Source organism: Polycladidibacter hongkongensis (genome assembly GCF_001561995.1).
Classification (GTDB): domain Bacteria; phylum Pseudomonadota; class Alphaproteobacteria; order Rhizobiales; family Stappiaceae; genus Pseudovibrio; species Pseudovibrio hongkongensis.
Map to the genome: position 1 here is coordinate 211939 of NZ_LLWC01000017.1, position 17986 is coordinate 229924.

The 17986-nt window shown below is 52.1% G+C and carries 16 protein-coding genes, 2 tRNA genes and 1 riboswitch; of the genes, 12 read left to right on the forward strand and 6 right to left on the reverse strand.

The window, feature by feature from the left end:
• Positions 1 to 109: 109 nt before the first annotated feature.
• From AYK82_RS07465 to AYK82_RS07480, 4 genes are all read left to right on the forward strand, one after another.
• Positions 110 to 1402 carry an adenylosuccinate synthase gene (locus AYK82_RS07465; RefSeq protein WP_068313496.1) on the forward strand — a complete coding sequence of 431 codons (1293 nt, stop codon included), beginning with the start codon at positions 110 to 112 and terminating at the stop codon, positions 1400 to 1402.
• Positions 1403 to 1432: 30 nt separating this feature from the next.
• Positions 1433 to 3076: a hypothetical protein gene (locus tag AYK82_RS07470; protein ID WP_068313499.1), complete on the forward strand. Its 1644-nt coding sequence runs from the start codon at positions 1433 to 1435 to the stop codon at positions 3074 to 3076.
• Positions 3077 to 3153: 77 nt separating this feature from the next.
• Positions 3154 to 3257: riboswitch (TPP riboswitch) on the forward strand.
• Between the two features lie 79 nt (positions 3258 to 3336).
• Entirely contained in the window at positions 3337 to 4092 is a 756-nt protein-coding gene (locus tag AYK82_RS07475; protein ID WP_244265727.1) for an ABC transporter permease, read from the forward strand.
• A 30-nt stretch (positions 4093 to 4122) separates the two neighbouring features.
• Positions 4123 to 5064 carry an ABC transporter substrate-binding protein gene (locus AYK82_RS07480; protein WP_068313502.1) on the forward strand — a complete coding sequence of 314 codons (942 nt, stop codon included), beginning with the start codon at positions 4123 to 4125 and terminating at the stop codon, positions 5062 to 5064.
• 37 nt (positions 5065 to 5101) lie between these two features.
• Here AYK82_RS07480 and AYK82_RS07485 read toward each other — a convergent pair whose 3' ends face one another.
• The 3 genes from AYK82_RS07485 to AYK82_RS07495 all read right to left on the reverse strand — a co-directional run bounded on the left by AYK82_RS07485 (position 5102) and on the right by AYK82_RS07495 (position 9386).
• A complete protein-coding gene (locus AYK82_RS07485; RefSeq protein ID WP_068313505.1) occupies positions 5102 to 7141 on the reverse strand; it encodes a CHASE2 domain-containing protein in 2040 nt (679 codons plus the stop codon).
• Positions 7142 to 7295: 154 nt separating this feature from the next.
• Positions 7296 to 8195, reverse strand: a complete 900-nt coding sequence (rpoH, locus tag AYK82_RS07490) for an RNA polymerase sigma factor RpoH (RefSeq protein ID WP_068313508.1) — start codon at positions 8193 to 8195, stop codon at positions 7296 to 7298.
• 141 nt (positions 8196 to 8336) lie between these two features.
• Positions 8337 to 9386, reverse strand: a complete 1050-nt coding sequence (locus AYK82_RS07495; RefSeq protein ID WP_068313512.1) for an RluA family pseudouridine synthase — start codon at positions 9384 to 9386, stop codon at positions 8337 to 8339.
• Here AYK82_RS07495 and AYK82_RS07500 point away from each other — a divergent pair.
• From AYK82_RS07500 to AYK82_RS07510, 3 genes are all read left to right on the forward strand, one after another.
• Positions 9385 to 9738: a DUF6476 family protein gene (locus AYK82_RS07500; RefSeq protein ID WP_068313515.1), complete on the forward strand. Its 354-nt coding sequence runs from the start codon at positions 9385 to 9387 to the stop codon at positions 9736 to 9738. The two genes, AYK82_RS07495 and AYK82_RS07500, sit on opposite strands and share 2 nt — an antisense overlap.
• A gap of 90 nt (positions 9739 to 9828) precedes the next feature.
• Positions 9829 to 9903, forward strand: a tRNA-Glu gene (locus AYK82_RS07505).
• 46 nt (positions 9904 to 9949) lie between these two features.
• Positions 9950 to 10024: transfer RNA gene (locus tag AYK82_RS07510), tRNA-Glu, on the forward strand.
• 114 nt (positions 10025 to 10138) lie between these two features.
• Here the strand turns inward: AYK82_RS07510 and AYK82_RS07515 are convergent.
• Positions 10139 to 10393, reverse strand: coding sequence for a hypothetical protein (locus tag AYK82_RS07515; protein WP_068313517.1), 255 nt, complete (start codon positions 10391 to 10393; stop codon positions 10139 to 10141).
• Positions 10394 to 10715: 322 nt separating this feature from the next.
• Here AYK82_RS07515 and AYK82_RS07520 point away from each other — a divergent pair, with 322 nt between their 5' ends.
• Complete coding sequence (locus AYK82_RS07520) at positions 10716 to 11501, forward strand: DeoR/GlpR family DNA-binding transcription regulator (RefSeq protein WP_068313520.1); 786 nt, start codon at positions 10716 to 10718, stop codon at positions 11499 to 11501.
• On the opposite strand, the gene AYK82_RS07525 is transcribed toward AYK82_RS07520, so the two are convergent.
• Both AYK82_RS07525 and AYK82_RS07530 read right to left on the reverse strand, forming a co-directional pair.
• On the reverse strand, positions 11498 to 12418 hold the full coding sequence (locus AYK82_RS07525; RefSeq protein ID WP_156453286.1) for a hypothetical protein: 921 nt from the start codon (positions 12416 to 12418) through the stop codon (positions 11498 to 11500). The genes AYK82_RS07520 and AYK82_RS07525 overlap by 4 nt on opposite strands.
• A 263-nt stretch (positions 12419 to 12681) precedes the next feature.
• Positions 12682 to 13269, reverse strand: coding sequence for a DUF1134 domain-containing protein (locus AYK82_RS07530; RefSeq protein ID WP_068313528.1), 588 nt, complete (start codon positions 13267 to 13269; stop codon positions 12682 to 12684).
• A 138-nt stretch (positions 13270 to 13407) separates the two neighbouring features.
• On the opposite strand from AYK82_RS07530, the gene AYK82_RS07535 reads away from it, so the two are divergent.
• The 4 genes from AYK82_RS07535 to AYK82_RS07550 all read left to right on the forward strand — a co-directional run bounded on the left by AYK82_RS07535 (position 13408) and on the right by AYK82_RS07550 (position 17971).
• A complete protein-coding gene (locus AYK82_RS07535; RefSeq protein ID WP_068313530.1) occupies positions 13408 to 13914 on the forward strand; it encodes a YHS domain-containing (seleno)protein in 507 nt (168 codons plus the stop codon).
• Between the two features lie 87 nt (positions 13915 to 14001).
• Entirely contained in the window at positions 14002 to 14646 is a 645-nt protein-coding gene (chpT, locus tag AYK82_RS07540; RefSeq protein ID WP_068313533.1) for a histidine phosphotransferase ChpT, read from the forward strand.
• A 140-nt stretch (positions 14647 to 14786) separates the two neighbouring features.
• A complete protein-coding gene (locus tag AYK82_RS07545; RefSeq protein ID WP_068313536.1) occupies positions 14787 to 17480 on the forward strand; it encodes a hybrid sensor histidine kinase/response regulator in 2694 nt (897 codons plus the stop codon).
• Entirely contained in the window at positions 17477 to 17971 is a 495-nt protein-coding gene (locus AYK82_RS07550; RefSeq protein ID WP_068313539.1) for a chemotaxis protein CheW, read from the forward strand. Before AYK82_RS07545 ends, AYK82_RS07550 begins: the two co-directional genes overlap by 4 nt.
• The last annotated feature ends 15 nt before the right edge of the window (positions 17972 to 17986 follow it).

The following is a 17986-nucleotide window of genomic DNA, read 5'->3' on the forward strand; positions in this document are numbered from 1 at the left end:
GCGACTTTTCTCAGTAAGTGGAAAACGTCTCGCGCCATCCATTCGAGCTGGCGGGCAGAAACGCCAGTGATCCTAAAGCATTGAATGCGCCGCAGGAGGGCGAAGTTTCATGGCCAACGTTGTCGTTGTGGGTTCACAATGGGGTGATGAGGGGAAAGGCAAAATTGTCGACTGGCTTTCCGAACAAGCGGATGTGGTTATCCGCTATCAAGGTGGCCATAATGCCGGGCATACTCTCGTTATCGATGGTGTGAGCTACAAGTTGGCACTTCTGCCTTCCGGTTTGGTGCGTGGTAAGCTCTCTGTTATTGGTAATGGTGTGGTTATTGATCCCCATGCGCTGGTTGCAGAAATCGAGCGTCTGGGTGCGCAAGGGGTGAAAGTTACTCCTGATGTGTTGCGCATTGCTGATAATGCAACTTTGATCCTCTCGTTACACCGAGAGCTGGATGCACTACGAGAAAACGCAAGTGCAGAAGGCACCAAGATTGGTACCACTAAACGTGGTATTGGCCCTGCTTATGAAGATAAGGTTGGGCGCCGGGCTATTCGCGTTATGGATCTGGCCAATATGAGCACCTTGCCTGCCAAAATTGATCGTCTGCTGACGCATCATAATGCCCTGCTACGCGGTCTTGGGCTGGCCGAAATCTCCTCTGAGACCATTTTTGAAGAGCTCTCCAGCGTTGCCGATAAAATTCTGCCATTCATGGACAAGAGCTGGTACCTGCTGGATCAGGCACGCCGTGAGGGTAAACGCTTGTTGTTTGAAGGCGCACAAGGGGCGCTGCTGGATAACGATCATGGCACCTATCCGTTTGTAACATCCTCAAATACAGTGGCTGGGCAGGCGACAACCGGTAGTGGTCTTGGCCCGAATTCTATCGATTACGTGCTCGGCATTACCAAGGCTTATACCACGCGCGTTGGTGAAGGGCCTTTCCCAACAGAGCAGCAAAACGAAGTTGGCGAATTCCTTGGCGAGCGCGGCCATGAATTTGGGACCAATACCGGCCGTCGTCGCCGTTGTGGCTGGTTTGATGCCGTAATTGTGCGCCAAACTGTGTGTACCTCTGGTATCACTGGGATTGCCCTGACAAAGCTTGACGTATTAGATGGGTTGGACGAGATTAAAATTTGTGTCGGCTATGAGCTAGACGGGGAGCGGATCGACTACCTTCCAGCTTCGCAAGGGGCGCAGGCTCGGGTGGTTCCGATCTATGAATCCATGCCTGGCTGGAAAGAAACCACACAAGGTGCGCGCTCTTGGGCAGAGCTGCCTGCACAGGCGATTAAATATGTGCGCCGGGTAGAAGAGCTAATCGGCGCGCCGGTGGCTGTGCTTTCCACAAGCCCAGAGCGTGATGACACAATTTTGGTGCAAAATCCGTTTCAGGATTAAACAGGAATGCCTGGAGGCTTGTGAGAGTAAATGGCGGACTATTATTCCGTTCTAAAAAAGACCATTGCAGGTCTTCAGGAAAACAACGGTTCAGCCCGGCGCGCGGTGTATTCTCGTGCGCGGGCGGCAATAGTAAATCAGCTTAAGAATTTTGAACCACCTTTGGCGCCTGCGCAAATAACCGCTGAGCAGCTGAAGCTGGAAGAGTGTATTCGTAAAGTTGAAGCTGAGGCAGCGCGCGAAACATTAGGGCTAAGCGCCAAGCCAAGTCCAGCTAGTGAATTCAGCGCCGACTCTGTCCTGCAGCGAGAACCGACTGCTGTTGCGAACAGTGAGAGCGAGTTGGGAGCTGCGCAAAGCTCGCCTTCGGCATCTGAGCCTGAGGAGACCGCGGCAGCTGAGGAAGAAATCGTTCCGCAGCGAGCATCAGCGCTGCAAGGTGATTCTACAGAGAGCGCAAGTGAAACTGGTGGCTCTTTGTTCAAGCGCGCATTTAAAGCCGCCGGTGCGCTTTCCGCGCAAACATCTCCTGATAAAACTGACATTACACAGTCCCCGGTGGGGGATACAGTCTCCGCACCTCTCGAAGAGCCCAAGGCAGCAGATACTGCGAAGAAGCGGGGGCAGGCATGGGCGTCTTTCGTGAAAAAGGAAGAAGCTTGGGAGCCGGGAAAACCGCGTCGTGCTAAAGGAGATGAGGCATCGAAACAAGGTGCGAATGGTGAGGAGCAGGCAGGGAGCGAGGCCGCAGCTGGTGTTCCCTATCTTTCTGAAGGACTGCAGCCGAGTCGCACTCCGCGCCTTATTGGCTTGGTTTTGGTTGCGCTTGTGTTGCTTGTCGGCGGCTACGGTCTATTCTCGTTAGAGAAGGATGATTGGGCCGCGATGTTTGGCAATGGAAGTAACCATCCAGTTGCAACGGAAAGCGCCGGTACGCCACCATCATCTGTCCAGTCGACACCTCCTGCCGCCCCGCGGAAGAAGCGCGAAGATCGCTTGTTGCAAGATGACAGTGCGAGGGTTGCGCCCGATGCTACGGCCGTGAAGACGACAAGAATATCTGCCTTGCCAAATGCTGGTGGTAGTACAGCTGCTACAGGTAGTGTGCCACCGGCTCAAGCGCTGCAGGATTCCCAGCCGAAAGGGATAGAGGGGTATCGTACCCAGCTTTTTGAAGGTGCGTTGCAAGATGGTGGACGCGGACGCATTCTTGAAGGGCATGTTGTTTGGAGCCTAGAAGAAGTTTCAGGCAAAGACCCTGTCATCAAAGCCCGTGTTGATGTGCCTGGTAACAGGCTTAAAGCCAGCTTTACGATCAGCATCAATCGTGATGACAATCTACCTGCTAGCCATGTCGTGGAGATAGAATTCGACGTGCCGCAAGATTTTTCCGGTGAAGGTATTCAAGATGTTGCCATGTTGCTTGCGCGTAGTGGTGAAGAAGAAAATGCGAAGATGCTACGCGGGGCTTCCGCACCAGTTTCTAACAACCTGTTTTGGTTAGCGCTTTCTGATTTAGAAAGTGAAAAGCAGGATAACCTCTCCTTGCTTAAGTCAAGAGAATTTCTAGAGTTGCCGATGGTTTACCGGAGTGGTCAAAGGGCGCTTTTGAGTATGCAGAAGGGCGAGCGCGGACAACAGGTGTTTGCTAAAGCGATGCAGGCCTGGAATTAGACTGGTTCTGTGCTTGATACATTTCCACTGCTAAGCATTTTTGCTTGCCTTTCGTGAATGTTCGCGGCAAGGTAAGCGCGTTTTCCGAGGGGTGCTCTTGATTGAGCTGAGATGGCGCTATGCCGGACCCTTTGAACCTGATCCGGGTCATGCCGGCGAAGGGACGGATTGCGATAGCTTTTGGGCGCATGCTCTGAGCGTTTACTCGCTTTTTCTCTCCCATTGTCTCTGGTAGCCCGCTCTTTGGCTGGAGTGGTTGCATGTATAATACTGTGAAAAGGCTTATTCATGGCGGCATGGGACTGGGTGCCTTTGTCGGCGTTTGGGCCTTTTGCGTTTGGGCTTTTGCCCTACCACAGTATTTGCTACCGGCACCGCAGGCGGTGTTACACAAGCTTTTGTCGCAGTGGGATTTTCTGCTGGGGCACGCACTTATCACCGCCGGTGAGACTGTCCTAGGGTTTTTAGCCGGGGCACTTGCAGGCATTATTGTTGCGTTGTTGCTTGCGATTTCACCTCTAGCGCGTCGGTTGCTGTTGCCTGCTGTGACGATCACTCAAGCTCTTCCTGTATTTGCGATTGCGCCGTTGTTGGTGTTGTGGTTTGGCTTTGGGCTTGGCTCAAAGATCATCATGGCGGTTTTGGTGATATTCTTTTCGATCACTTCAACGTTTTATGATGGCCTGCGGCGAACAGAGCCAGCTCTTCTGGATTTGGGCAGACTGCATGGCTTGTCGAGATTGCAAATTCTTCGCCACCTGCGCATTCCATACGCGCTGCCTTCGCTAGCCTCTGGGCTGCGCATTGCAGCGGTGTTTGCACCAATTGGGGCTGTGATTGGCGAATGGGTGGGAGCAAAGGGCGGATTAGCATTTATTATGCTGCAATCAAATGCACGCATGCAGACTGATACGATGTTTGCCGCGCTTGCGTTGCTTGCGACCATGGTTTTGCTAGTCAGAGCAATAGTTGATTGGCTGTGTAAACTGCTCGTGCCATGGCAAGCGGAAAACTAATTTTCTTTGTTCTAGCTAACGAGATACATGATGAAAAAAAAACTTGCAGGAATAGCGTTTGCCGCTGCCCTAATAAGTGTTGGTAGTGCGCACGCCGCAGAAAAACTAACAGTTCTGTTGGATTGGTTTGCAAACCCAGATCACGCCCCTCTGGTTGTCGCACAGCAAAAAGGGATGTTTGCCGCGCATGGGCTGGAGGTTGAACTGATTGAACCTGCCGATCCGGCGATGCCACCAAAGCTGGTAGCCGCTGGACAGGGGGATATCGCGATTAACTACCAGCCTTCCTTCCATGCACAGATTGATGAAGGTATGCCGTTGGTACGCATTGGCACGTTGGTTTCAACGCCGCTTAACACATTGACAGTGCTTGCGGATGGGCCAGTGCAAAACCTAGGTGACCTAAAGGGGAAGCGGGTCGGATACTCTGTTTCGGGATTTGAAGATGCGATGCTCGGGGCAATGCTGAAGAAAGCAGGCCTAACGCTGGATGATATCGAGCTGATTAATGTGAATTTCTCGCTTTCGCCGAGTTTGTTGGCCGGTCAGGTTGATGCCGTTATCGGCGGATATCGTAACTTCGAATTGAACCAGATGAAGATTGAAGGGGTGAAGGGGAAAGCCTTTTATCCTGAAGAGAATGGTGTTCCTGTTTATGATGAGCTGATCTATGTTGCGCACAAAGATCGGGTGAATGATGAGCGCTTGGCAAGCTTTATGGCGGCAATTGAAGATGCAACAGTTTACTTGCTGAACCACCCGCAGGAGAGTTGGCAGGCGTTTATCGCGGCGTATCCAAGCCTTGATGACGAGCTTAACCGGTTGGCATGGGCGGATACTTTGCCGCGTTTTGCCTCTCGCCCAGCAGCGCTGGATAGAGGGCGTTATGAGCGGTTTTCAGCGTTTTTGCTGGCGAACAAGCTGATTAAGAACACCGCTGATGTATCAACTTACGCAGTGGAGCTGCGCTAAAACATGCATGTGTGGCGATGCGTAAAGCATCGCTTCACTATTCAGCTGCTTCTGCCTGTGTGAATTCTGTAAGAGCAATGTGCTCTGTAACATGTTGCTCAAAGGCGTCGTAAATCCCCTGCCAATCAAGGCGGGCCTTTCTGCGACAGATCTCGATTAATTCTAGTGCAACTTGCCAATCGCGAGTGCTAACAGCGCTGGTCAGTTTCGCATGATGCTTTTTGAGGATTAGGAACTCCTCTGAGAAGGCGGTGGAGGCATCACCAAGCAGGGCATGGGCCTTTTTGCAGGTGAAAGCAAGATGCATCGGTAGGGGGATGACCTCTAACACAGCAAATTCCTGCAGATCCATAGCGGTATGGTGACAGATCAGCAATGGCCAGCCAGCTTGACTTGTATGGTTGATCAGCTCTTCAGAGTCCTCAACGCAGTTTCCTAATGCGGCGTAGCGAAAATCCTTAGCACCGCCGATATTGCCAATCTTCGCCTTGCCGCTACATACTGCGATTTTCAAAGGCATTTCCAGCGCATTGTAGCCCTTTTGTATGAGCTCGAGCCTGTTCTTTTCATGAATAGCATCCATGGCAGAGAGCATCGCAGTCGCAGTTTTGCTCGCGTGCGCAGTGTAACCAGGCTGATAGACCGGTGCGTTCCAAAAGGCTGAAATTTGCCCACGGCCCCGCCGATTGATTGTCCCCTTTTGCGCAAGTACTTGCTCTGACTGGGCTTCCAGAAAACCACGGGAAAGCTCGATCAACTCTTCGGTATTGAGCTTGTCATAGAGGTTTCTAAACCCATCAAGCTTGGCGTGCAGAAACGAGATGCGCCGTTCCATGCCTTCAAGTCGAACTTGCTCCGGCTCGTTTAACAGATCAGGCAGAGCTCGTTCGCCTAATAGCTTTCGAAAGCCGATGGCGAGGAGTAATTGATCTTGTCGGAGTGTGACAGCGTAGGTGCTAATCCATAGGGTTGCGCTGGCTAGGGCAACGCCCGCGGGGTAGAGAGGATCAATGATAATCCCTTGTATGCGGAACTGATAGGCGGCTAACGCAATAAAAGATGCAATTGCCACAGAGCCAATCGTGTAGGCTGCGTGGATGCCATAAGCTGATGCAGCAATGAGAAAAATTGCAGACAGCGCAAGCGTTGCCATAAATTCCAAGCGCCCCGTCCATAGAGGGCGAGCGAGAGTTGTGCCTTGCTTGATCTGATCAATGGCGCGGGAATGGGCTGCACTGTTTCGTTCTTTTGTGCCTATGGTGACTATTCTTCCCTCTAAAAGGTGCGCGATCTGAGTGCGTGATAGGGCGCGCAAATCCTTTGCGTAGAGCACGTTAGCGCTGTCGAACACGCTTTGCCGCAGAATAATCTCTCCACGGGAGGACTGGCGCTTAGGTACAAACTTGTGGTTTGGATAGGCAAGCTCTAGCGCTGCTGCTGCAGGGGATAGATAGTTATTTGTAGCCATACTGACATCATATTGGTACAGCCAGTCTGAGTTTACCGGTCCAAAGCCCGAGGCAGGGCGGAAGGCAACTGCTGTGGACGCTTCGCGTAGGGGCAGAAATGGTGGAACGACCTGAGTGTTAATTGCTAGGCCATTTTGTATTATCGGGTGGGCCACGAGCACCACTGACTTGTTGCGGATGGCCTTTGCGAGGATCGCGTCATGATCAGGCAGGCTGGAGAGCGGGCTGGGATAGTTTTTAAGATCTGCAAGATACTCTGGCACATGTGCGCGAGGTGACGTTGGGTCAATTTTTCCAAAGTCGAGATCAATGAGAATGGCTGCCGGGTGTGCTGCTCCGACTTTTTTGATCAGACGTGCGAGTTTGGAACGAGGCCAGTCGAGTGCATTGTAGGGGCGTTTCCGCTCATCTAGCAAAATCGTTTTGCTTTGAACTTCGGCAGGTCTTGTCTGGAATACGTAGTTGAAGGCGGCCAGCGAAGTGTCTGCGAAATTTTGGGTAACTTGCGGGTTCGTCAGGCGAAGTAACGCGGCGATGACCAGAAAAATAACGGCGATCACACTGGCAAGTGTGCGCCGGCGCTGAAGTACGCGCGCGGACTCTGACATGATGCCCCCCAAAGCAGCTTATCCGGCGTTGTCGTTTTTGTTCGCCGGTTTTAATCGAAGTTTAGGGGTCTTGTGGTTGATCGACAACTCATATCATTAGGCTTGGCGCTAGTTGCCCCCGTTGTTCTGCGGGGGCAAGGCAACATAAGCGTAATTAACCAACTGAAGTGGCTTGAGTTTTATCTTGTTCTTGTAGGTTGTCGTGAATGGCTTTTTGAATTTTCTCGAATGCACGAACCTCGATTTGGCGCACACGTTCACGGCTTACGCCAAACTCTCCAGAAAGCTCTTCTAGTGTGCTTGGCTCTTCGGAGAGGCGGCGTGCTTCGAATATGCGTCGTTCGCGGTCATTGAGGCACTCCATTGCGCTTTGCAACATGGAGCGACGTTCATCAAACTCTTCTTTCTCGGCAAGCCTATGTTCATGTGATTCAGAATCATCCACCAGCCAGTCTTGCCATTGTCCGGATTCACCTTCGCTTGAGCGGATTGGCGCGTTGAGAGAGGCATCCCCTCCGAGGCGGCGGTTCATGGAGACCACATCGGTTTCTGTGACGCCTAGATCGGTAGCAATTTTCTTGATCTGATCTGGCTTGAGATCACCGTCATCAAGGGCTTGGATACGGCTTTTCATCCGGCGCAGGTTAAAGAACAAACGCTTTTGGTTTGCTGTTGTGCCCATTTTTACAAGGGACCAGGTGCGCAGGATGTATTCCTGAATAGCCGCCTTGATCCACCACATAGCGTAGGTGGCAAGGCGGAAGCCCTTGTCTGGCTCGAAGCGCTTAACCGCTTGCATAAGGCCAACGTTGCCCTCTGAGATTACTTCGCCCATGGGAAGGCCGTAACCGCGATAGCCCATGGCAATTTTTGCCACCAGACGCAGGTGCGAATTCACTAGTTTTTCTGCTGATTCAGCTTCGTCATGCTCTTTGAAGCGCTTGGCGAGCATGTACTCTTCCTGCGGTTGGAGCATGGGAAATTTGCGGATCTCGTCCAGATAGCGTGAGAGGCCACCTTCGCCGGATCCTAAAACTGGTAAATTGCGGGCCATGTGCAGCACCCCTTAGGAAAACACTGGTTTACTTCTGCATTGCAGCAAGTTGGAAAAGAGCAAGGCACCTGAGCGCAGCGTGCCAGCGCCTGATATGGGCGCTCTCGTAGCAAGTTTCCAGAGTTTACCCAGAAAAAAGACCTAAATTTGGCGAAAACCCAGTAACAGCTGCGTGAAGTCTTGTGGCGGTTCTGCCTCAAAACGCTTCAACTCGCCCGTGAGGGGGTGTTCAAATGCAAGCAAGCCAGCATGCAGCGCTTGACGAGTGAAGCCTTTGACACGAGAGCGGAGCGGCTCTTCCAGCTTCATGTATTTGTTCTTGAAATGCGCGCCGTACTCTTGATCTCCCAGCAAGGGGTAACCGAGGTGGGACATATGCACTCTGATCTGGTGCGTGCGGCCTGTTTCGAGGCGGCATTCAATGAGCGAGGCGACAGGGTCCCGTGCTTCATCGCCGAAGCGTTCCAGCGTTTGCCAGTGGGTAATTGCATGGCGGCCGCCGGATTGGACTACGGCAATTTTCTGCCGGTTTGCGGTGGAACGGGCGAGATTTGCATCGACTGTTCCCTGTAGTGTGGGCGGCGCGCCCCAAGCGAGGGCTTTATAGGCGCGTTCAAGAGGGCCCGTGCGGCCATGATCTGCGAATTGGGCGGCAAGGCCTTGGTGGGCAGCGTCGTTCTTCGCCACGACGAGCAAGCCAGTGGTGTCTTTATCCAACCGATGAACAATGCCGGGGCGCTTAACACCGCCGATCCCAGAGAGTTCGTTGCCGCAATGATAGAGCAGCGCATTGACGAGCGTGCCGTTTGGATTGCCCGCGCCGGGGTGTACGACAAGGCCAGCGGGTTTGTTAATGACAATCAGATCCTTGTCTTCATAGGCTATATCCAAAGGAATGCACTCGGGCTCAGGTGCGGCAGGTTCAGGTTCTGGGATGATGATTGTAATCTCATCATCTGCGTTGACCCTGTGTTTGGGCTCCAGTATCTTCCGCCCGCTGATAGTGACTTGGCCAGCGCGGATTAGGGCTTGCAAACGGCTGCGGCTCAGGTCATCACAGGCGCGCGCGAGAAAGGCATCCAAGCGAGAGCCTGTTTCTTCAGCGTCGACGATCACAGTTTCGGGTTCGCCCGAGGCGTTCTCAAAAAGCTGCGGGGCCACTGCTTCGCTTGGTGGAGTTTTCTTTCCCATGAATAATCCTATCGATGACAACCATGCCGAAGGCGACGAGCCACTAGATCCCGCGGCGATGCAGTTGCAGCAAAAACTGCGCAAACTCCTCGTCGGCTCAACTGTCATTATGGGCCTTGGCTTTCTAGCGGTGTTTGCGGCCATCTTTTACAAGCTTAGTTCAGGGAAAAATAGTAGTGAATTACAAATAGCGGCAAATGTGGCTTTGCCGGCCGGAGCTCGTGTTACGAGTATCGACGTTTATGAAGGTGCTATTGTGCTGCTAACCGAGGAAAGCGGCGTGCAAGCTCTTGTGTATATCGACCCGGTGACGGGGAAAACTCTAGCAAAAACAGAGTTTTTGAGCCGTTAAGTGGAAAAACTGTAGTTTCTTTTGGGCTAGGGGGTTGCCAACCCAAAAGAATGCCATTAAACACCCGCTCATCGCAAACGCGAAGCTAGAGCGCCCATCGTCTAGCGGTTAGGACGCCGCCCTTTCACGGCGGAAACAGGGGTTCGATTCCCCTTGGGCGTACCATTAGCTTTTATCGTTTGCCAATAGCTGGTTACCAGCTGTTGAGTGTGCGCCCATCGTCTAGCGGTTAGGACGCCGCCCTTTCACGGCGGAAACAGGGGTTCGATTCCCCTTGGGCGTACCATTCAACCAATACACCCTTCTTAAAATAGAATATTGGACTAAAGCGCGATCTGTAAGTTTGCGTAGTGTGTCTGTTTTAAACTTGCTTGGCTGGCTTGAGAGTTGGCGCTGCTGTTTAGAACCAGCGCCCACCCAGACCCGCGCCAAGATGTGCATCTTCCTTTGAGGTCACGGCGTCATTCCACAATTTTTCTTGGTTTGCCGGTGTGCTGGGCTGACGGGCGCTTTGGCACATAGCCGCGTTTAGCGCCTTCAATTCATCAATGGCGTCGATGACGAGAGGTTGCGCTTGATCTTGCGCTGTAGGCGCAGAAGACTGCTGCCTTGGCTTGGTTTGGCCCGGATTGCGCGACGTTAGTCGGACATGCATTTTGTACTGCTCCCCAAAACTCACATTTCTTAGGCAACCTTTCGCGGCTGCTGCGGCCCAATATGCTTTCTAGCTTTGTCGTGTGTGTGTACTATGACACATTAATAGAATATTCCGTGCGGTTTGGTCTGCCCTACCAAAAAGCGTGGATTAATGTGTCCATATCCATCAAGACGCAACGTAAAGAAAGTAGCCTATTTATTTTACGGCCTATATTTATAATGGCAACATATCAATACAACTTTCCTTTTGGGCCATGGTAGTATTACGTGCCTACATTCCGCTGCGCCAGATGGAATATGCTGACTTTACTGGGGGATAAATGCTGGTAGCGCGCCACAGCTCGATATTGGAAATTGCTCGCGCAAGCGGGCGAGTTGAGGTTGATGATCTCGCCGCACGATTTGAAGTTAGTCCGCAGACAATTCGCAAAGATTTGAATGAGTTGTGTGAGCAAGGGTTGTTGACGCGTGTTCACGGCGGTGCGCTGTTGGCTTTTGGTGTGGAAAACCTTGGGTACCGGGCACGCCAAGCAATGGCTGGGGCCGCGAAACAAGAAATCGGTAAGGCTGCTGCGGCACTCATCCCGGATGGTGCGTCACTTTTTGTAAACATTGGCACCACAACAGAAGCTGTGGCCCAATCGCTGAACCGCCATCGCGGCTTGATGGTTGTTACCAACAATTTAAATGTTGCTAGTGTGATGAGCCCGAACGGCGAGAATGAAGTGGTGATTAGTGGCGGGGTGGTGCGCCCAGCCGATAGCGGTATTGTCGGGGAAGCCGCTGTGGACTTTGTTAATCAGTTCAAGGTCGATTTTGCGATTGTGGGAGTTTCGGCACTTGATGAGGAGGGGTGGCTGCTCGATTTTGATTATCGTGAGGTCAAGGTTGCACAGGCAATTCTGCGCAATGCCCGTCACGTGATTCTTGTAGCGGATCAGAGCAAGTTGGATCGTTCAGCGCCAGTGCGCATCGCCAACATGAGCAAGATTGATAGTTTCGTTACAGATCGCGTTGAAAGTGCGGATTTGCGATCGGTGCTAGAGGCAAACGACGTACGCCTTGTGGAAACGCAGCCTGATGGCACGGCTGAACAAGATGGCTAGGCAGATTTCGAGCGGCGTTGATGCTGCTCTTTGATCTTGTGAGCAAGGGAAGTTACATCTGCTTCGGTTTGTTCTGCGCTTTGCAGCATGGCCTTGTAGGCTTTTTGCAGTGAGGGGTTTTCTTCCATTGCTTTCGCTGTGATTTCTGCTGCGACGTCTTTTAGTTGTTCGCGCTCTACCTTATCGTTGCTCTGTGTTAAGAGGCGCTCTGTTTGGCTGATCGTCATTTGGGATTGTTTTTCGTTTCCTGAAGCGGCTTTGGGCTCTGCCTTTGAAGCGCCGAGCTGTTGCAGTGAGGCTTCTATGCCAGCGTAGTGCGCCGCCCCATGTTCATCGCTCTTGGGTATTATGGTTGTTTTTTTGTCGGCGGCGGTTTTTGCCTCCGCTTGCTTATTTTTCTGCTCAACTGACTCCGGTTTTCGCTGCAGTTCCTGTACCTGTTTTTTCAAAGATACAGCCAGTTTTGCCAGAGGATTGCTGCGTATTTCCTGCGTGGTCAGTGGGGGGGATGCTAGCGCAGTATTCTCTCTTACCGAGACTTGATTTGCATTCGGCGTGTCTAGCACTGGTTCGTGCTTCGTGTGTTCCCGCTCGGCTTCAGGCTCTACTGTGTTTGGTTTTTCCGGGGGCGAGACGTGTTGTTCTACCGGTTGTTGCAGAGTAGTTGGTATTGCTATTTCCGGAGTGGCTGCTCGCGACTTGTTGCCAAGGATGGAGAGGCTCGTTTTCTTATCATTGCGCTGCGCAGCTTTTTCCAGACTGGCCGATTTTGCTGCAAGCTCTAGTTCGGTAATACGGGCCACAGCGCGGCCTAACTGGGCGCGCTCCAGTGCAAGTTCGTCTTTTGCGGAGTGCAGTTCTGCCTCTAGGCGGTTTTTTTCGATAGCGGCGCGGGCGCGCACGATATCTCGTGCCATTTGCGCCTTGGCATAGGTCAGCGGGTTGGCTGCTTCTACGGCCTTGCGAGTTAGCCGGACGGCTCTGGCCCAAATAAAGGGCAGGGCCGCCAGACTGCATAGGCAGGCAGTTAAAAAACCTAATCCGAAGTATAACGCGCTTTCTATCACTATCTCAGCTCAATTTCGTCTTAAAGTCCCTCGGTAGCGGTGCAGCTTCGCGACTGCAAGCGGATTTGCACGCTACCATGGCAACTCTTAATAAACGACACTGCGCTGTTATATCAGAATGGGTTCCACGTTGGCTCCCTAGTAAATTTCAAATATCCCATATTGACACCAAGCCGTGCGCCCATTCCTGTTCGGACGGGGACCACCTGTACATTATTGTTGGCCAGCAGCTGCATGCCGAAGCCGCCTACAAGATATGCTGAGCCCTTAATGCCGACATAGCGACGGTACATGGCATCGATTGTTGGCAGGTTATACACCAGCATCATCACGCGGTTGCCATCGCCGCCAAAGTCCCACCCAAGTGAGGGGCCTTGCCAGAAGACAACATGGTTGCCAGCATTGCGGGTGTAGAGCATACCTTCACCGTATGTTGCCCCCGCTACAAAAGCAGCAGAGCCTTCTTCGCCAAGTATGTAGCCGTTTGGTGCGCCATTTTTTGAAAACGCATTTTCAATGACTTGTGCAAGGCCGGAAGAAAGGCTGCCAAAAAACTGGTGCCCAGCCTGAACAATCTCGTTCTTATGATAGGTGGAGCCTGTGGTGCCTTGTGCCTGGGCGCTTTGAAATGCTGTGAGGCTACCAATTGTAATTGCCAGAGCGGCGACGCTTTTCGCCACAAAACTCGCTAAATTCCGCATGGGTTTCTCCCTAGATGCTGCGGGACCTTAGGTATTTTGATCCAATTTCTCTTAGTAATGCGCGGTATGTGTTAAGTCTTTGCTAAGGTTACCAAGCCCAGACTTACCTGAATATGGAATGAACCGGTGAAACTGCGAATGCCGCGATACTTGCGAGAAAATTTGACCAAAGCCGGGCGCCTGTGTCGGATGCTCACAGGTTTTGTGTTGTTTTGGTTTTTGGCGTGTTTGCACATTCAGCCAGTTCTTGCCGAAAGCGTTGGGGAGAGGGCATGGGCCTCGACGATCGGGGTGGCGCTGGGCGGTGTTGATCCTGTTGCCTATTTCACGAATAGGCAAGTATTATCAGGTAGCCGGAAGCATCGGTTGATATGGCGCAACAAGACTTGGCTGTTTGTGAATGAGGGAAACAAGCGGGCTTTTCAAAAAGCGCCGCAAGCCTATGCGCCTGTTCTGGGGGGCTGTGATGTGTATCGCTTGGCTCAGGGAGTTTACACAAAAGGGTTACCTGCCATCTATGCGCTTTATAACGGGCGCCTTTTGCTTTTCCATGCAAGGGCCAACCGCTACCTGTTTTTGTCTGCTCCAGAGTATTTCTTAAAAGAGGCGCTGCGGCAGGAGGCAACAAACTGCGGGGAAGGATAGAACCGCTATCTTGGTTTGTTGGGTGAGGTGTGTTCCTCTGGCCTAACTGATGCGAATCACTCCTTTTTAATGTGTTGGAGGCTTTCTATGTCTGCTTATGCCGATTTATCTGCTCTAGATCTTGCCGCGCTTATTACAAGCCGTGTTTGCCATGACATCATCAGCCCTGTGGGCGCGATTACAAATGGTCTTGAGGTGCTGGATGAAGAGGGCAACGAAGACATGGCAGAGTTTGCAATGGATTTGATTCGCAAATCTGCAAGACAGGCTAGCAACAAGCTGCAGTTTGCGCGGTTAGCTTTCGGCGCGGCGGGTTCAGCTGGTTCTCAGATTGACCTAGGTGATGCACAGCAAGTTGCTCTTGGGCTGATGGAAAGCGAAAAAGCCACGCTTCACTGGGAGTTGCCACGACTGCTCATGGTGAAAAATCGCGTAAAGGTTGTATTGAATTTGGTCTTGATTGCCAACCAATGTGTGCCACGCGGTGGCGACATTCGGCTGAATCTGGAAGGCGACGCGGAAAACGGCGCGTTTGTTTTGCATGTGAGCGGACGCAACGCGCGTATTCCTCCTGTGATCGAGGCTGTTTTTGCCGGAGAGTTGCCCGAGCAGGTAGATGCCCACTCTATCCAGCCCATGTACACACGAATGCTGGCTGATGAAGATAAAATCCAGCTTGACGCAAGCTTCAGTGGGGATGACGTGGTATTGCGGGCTAGGTATGTAAATTGAATATTTTACCCCCTGAAAATTGGCTAATGCTTCAACCTGTGTTAACAATTGGGGGGAATGCTACCTGTACTGCGTGTGGTTTTCGGGCCAAGATTTTTGCTTCTCGGGCGTGCACCTTTATAAATGAGTGAGTATATGCGATGGACGAGCTACTTAGTGAGTTCCTGACAGAGACCAACGAAAGTCTTGATGTCGTAGATGTGGAATTGGTGAAGTTTGAGCAAGAGCCAAACAACGCTACAATTCTGAACAATATTTTCCGCTTGGTGCACACCATTAAAGGGACCTGCGGGTTCCTTGGGTTGCCGCGACTGGAAGCTTTGGCCCACGCCTCCGAAACGCTTATGGGTAAGTTTCGTGATGGCGCCACCGTCACGCCTGCTGCTGTAACGCTCGTGCTTAACTCGATTGATCGCATTAAGGAGATCCTGAGTGAGCTTGAAGCAGCCAATGGCACAGAACCTGCCGGTGAAGACCGTGACCTGATCGACCAACTAGAGGCCATGTCTGAGGGGGTTGAGTTTGCTCCAGCAGGCAGCGCGTGTGACACACTGCAGGCTTTGGAACGCCCGTTGCGTCCCGGCGAGGTATCGCTGGATGAGCTGGAGCGTGCTTTCCAAGAGGCGGAGGTGGAAGAAGTTGTTCCGCTGACTTTGGTGGAAGACACGCCAGCACCTGCTGAAACTGCCGCCCCTAGCTTTACAAAAGCAGAGGAAAAAGGCGAAGAGGTGCAGAACCCTTCAAATGCTGGAAGCGGTAAGAGCGTCTCCAACCAGTCTATTCGTGTTGCTGTTGATACGCTTGAAGACCTGATGACGATGGTTTCCGAGCTGGTGCTTACCCGTAACCAGCTGCTGGAGATCGCGCGTCGGCATGAAGACAGCGAGTTCAAGGTGCCGTTGCAGCGCCTTTCCAATGTGACTGCGGAACTGCAAGAAGGGGTGATGAAAACCCGCATGCAGCCAATTGGCAATGCATGGCAAAAACTACCGCGTATTGTTCGCGATCTGCAACAGGATCTGGACAAGCACATCGACTTGGTGATGCAAGGCGCGGACACCGAGTTGGACCGTCAGGTGCTTGAGCTCATCAAGGACCCGCTTACCCACATGATCCGCAATTCGGCGGACCACGGGCTTGAAACCACGCAAGAGCGTATCGCTGCGGGTAAACCCGAAAAGGGAACGATTACCCTTTCTGCCTACCACGAAGGTGGGCATATCCTCATCGAAGTGGCTGATGACGGACAGGGCCTCAATCTGGAGCGGATTAAAGGCAAGGCATTGAAAAACGGTTTGGCCACAGAGGCTGAACTGGAGAAGATGACCGAGCACCAGATACAAAAGTTTATCTTTGCTGCTGGCTTCTCAACTGCTGCCAATGTCACCAGTGTGTCAGGTCGTGGCGTTGGCATGGATGTGGTGCGAACCAATGTGGAGCAGATCGGCGGGACAATCGACCTGCGCTCTACTGCCGGCAAAGGCACAACCTTCATTATCAAAATTCCACTGACGCTAGCGATTGTTTCCTCTTTGATTGTCGAGGTGGCGGGTGATCGCTATGCAATCCCGCAGCTTTCGGTTATGGAACTCGTTCGCGTCCAGAGCAATTCCGAACATCGCATTGAGCGCATCAAAGATAGGCCAGTGCTTCGCTTGCGTAACAAGTTGCTGCCATTGGCGCATATGTCCGAGTTGCTTGGTTTTGGCGACAGTGATGCAGATTTGGATGCGGAGGCAGATAACGGCTTTATCGTTGTCATGCAGGTGGGCAGCCAGACATACGGTGTTGTTGTTGACGGTGTCTTCCATACGGAAGAAATTGTTGTGAAGCCGATGTCGATGATGTTGCGTAATCTAAACATGTTCTCTGGCAATACCATTTTGGGTGACGGTTCGGTTATCATGATTATTGATCCGAACGGTGTTGCTGCGGCTATGGCCGGTGCAGGCGGTGCCGATCTTGCTAATCATGCCGATGATATAGCCGAAGAGGCGGCTGCCACTGTTTCGGAGTCTGATCGCTCAGTCTCGCTGCTGCTGTTCAAAGCGGGCTCGTCTGAGCCGAAAGCTGTCCCTCTGTCGCTAGTCACGCGACTTGAAGAATTTGATGTGGCAACCATCGAACGTTCAAATGGCCGTGATCTTGTTCAGTATCGCGGTGGTTTGATGCCGCTCGTTTATGTAAATGAAGAAGCGGGTCACCGGGATGAAGGCTCGCAGCCGATGCTGGTGTTCTCGGATTCTGGTCGCTCGATGGGACTGGTCGTTGACGAGATTGTCGATATTGTTGATGATCGTTTGAATGTCGAGGTTGTTTCAGAGTGTCCAGGCGTGCTTGGCTCTGCAATCATCAAAGGTAAGGCAACAGAGGTTCTAGATCTTGGCCACTACCTGCCATTGGCGTTTGATGACTGGTTTATGCGCAAGCAGATTGATGCGGTTGATACCAGCCGCAAAGTCCTATTCCTCGATGATAGCTCATTCTTCCGCAACATGCTGACACCGGTTCTGCGTGCTGCTGGCTACGACGTAACGGTTTGTGCGACTGCCTCTGAGGCCTTTGAAGTGATGTCCAGCGGCGAAGTGTTTGGTGCGGTCATTACCGATATCGAAATGCCTGATGTGAATGGCTACGACTTCTGCGAGACTATTCGCCGGGATTCGCGCCATCATGATGTGCCGGTAATAGCGCTCTCGGCTGTGGTGACACCAGCTTCGATTGAAAAGGGGCGTCAGGCTGGATTTGATGACTATGTCGCCAAGTTTGATCGTCCCGGTTTGATATCAGCACTGAAAGATGCGCTAACCGGAGAAATGGGTGTAGCAGCATGAGTAACTCAAACTTTACAGCAGATGCGACTGAGCTCGTAAGCGCAGGATCTGAATACATTCAATATGTTACCGTTCGCATTGGCGGACAATTGTTTGGGCTGCCGATCTCGCAGGTGCATGATGTATTTGTACCAGAGAAGGTGACAAAGGTTCCGCTAGCACCAGTGGAAGTTGAGGGAGTTCTCAATCTTCGTGGTCGGATCGTTACTGCGATTAATATGCGTAAGAAGCTTGGCCTTGTTGATGAGGACAAGGTCGAGGATATGATGGCCGTTGGTATCGAGTACAAAGGCGAATCCTACGGGCTCGTAATTGACAGTGTTGGCGAGGTGCTTAACCTCTCCGCGCATGAGCACGAAGCCAATCCATCTAATCTTGACCCTCGTTGGGCAATGGTATCTGGTGGCATTCACCGTCTCTCCGGAGAGTTGATGGTAATATTGGATATCGACCGGCTGTTGACTTCACTCATCGAACCCAAAGCGGCATAACAATAAAAAGCCATA

What these genes read in the sequence shown, in the direction of transcription:
- AYK82_RS07465 (WP_068313496.1), top strand. Translation starts at nt 110, where the DNA reads ATGGCCAACGTTGTCGTTGTGGGTTCACAATGGGGTGATGAGGGGAAA.
- AYK82_RS07470 (WP_068313499.1), top strand. Translation starts at nt 1,433, where the DNA reads ATGGCGGACTATTATTCCGTTCTAAAAAAGACCATTGCAGGTCTTCAG.
- AYK82_RS07475 (WP_244265727.1), top strand. Translation starts at nt 3,337, where the DNA reads ATGTATAATACTGTGAAAAGGCTTATTCATGGCGGCATGGGACTGGGT.
- AYK82_RS07480 (WP_068313502.1), top strand. Translation starts at nt 4,123, where the DNA reads ATGAAAAAAAAACTTGCAGGAATAGCGTTTGCCGCTGCCCTAATAAGT.
- AYK82_RS07485 (WP_068313505.1), bottom strand. Translation starts at nt 7,141, where the DNA reads ATGTCAGAGTCCGCGCGCGTACTTCAGCGCCGGCGCACACTTGCCAGT.
- rpoH (WP_068313508.1), bottom strand. Translation starts at nt 8,195, where the DNA reads ATGGCCCGCAATTTACCAGTTTTAGGATCCGGCGAAGGTGGCCTCTCA.
- AYK82_RS07500 (WP_068313515.1), top strand. Translation starts at nt 9,385, where the DNA reads ATGAATAATCCTATCGATGACAACCATGCCGAAGGCGACGAGCCACTA.
- AYK82_RS07495 (WP_068313512.1), bottom strand. Translation starts at nt 9,386, where the DNA reads ATGGGAAAGAAAACTCCACCAAGCGAAGCAGTGGCCCCGCAGCTTTTT.
- AYK82_RS07515 (WP_068313517.1), bottom strand. Translation starts at nt 10,393, where the DNA reads ATGCATGTCCGACTAACGTCGCGCAATCCGGGCCAAACCAAGCCAAGG.
- AYK82_RS07520 (WP_068313520.1), top strand. Translation starts at nt 10,716, where the DNA reads ATGCTGGTAGCGCGCCACAGCTCGATATTGGAAATTGCTCGCGCAAGC.
- AYK82_RS07525 (WP_156453286.1), bottom strand. Translation starts at nt 12,418, where the DNA reads ATGGCACGAGATATCGTGCGCGCCCGCGCCGCTATCGAAAAAAACCGC.
- AYK82_RS07530 (WP_068313528.1), bottom strand. Translation starts at nt 13,269, where the DNA reads ATGCGGAATTTAGCGAGTTTTGTGGCGAAAAGCGTCGCCGCTCTGGCA.
- AYK82_RS07535 (WP_068313530.1), top strand. Translation starts at nt 13,408, where the DNA reads ATGCCGCGATACTTGCGAGAAAATTTGACCAAAGCCGGGCGCCTGTGT.
- chpT (WP_068313533.1), top strand. Translation starts at nt 14,002, where the DNA reads ATGTCTGCTTATGCCGATTTATCTGCTCTAGATCTTGCCGCGCTTATT.
- AYK82_RS07545 (WP_068313536.1), top strand. Translation starts at nt 14,787, where the DNA reads ATGGACGAGCTACTTAGTGAGTTCCTGACAGAGACCAACGAAAGTCTT.
- AYK82_RS07550 (WP_068313539.1), top strand. Translation starts at nt 17,477, where the DNA reads ATGAGTAACTCAAACTTTACAGCAGATGCGACTGAGCTCGTAAGCGCA.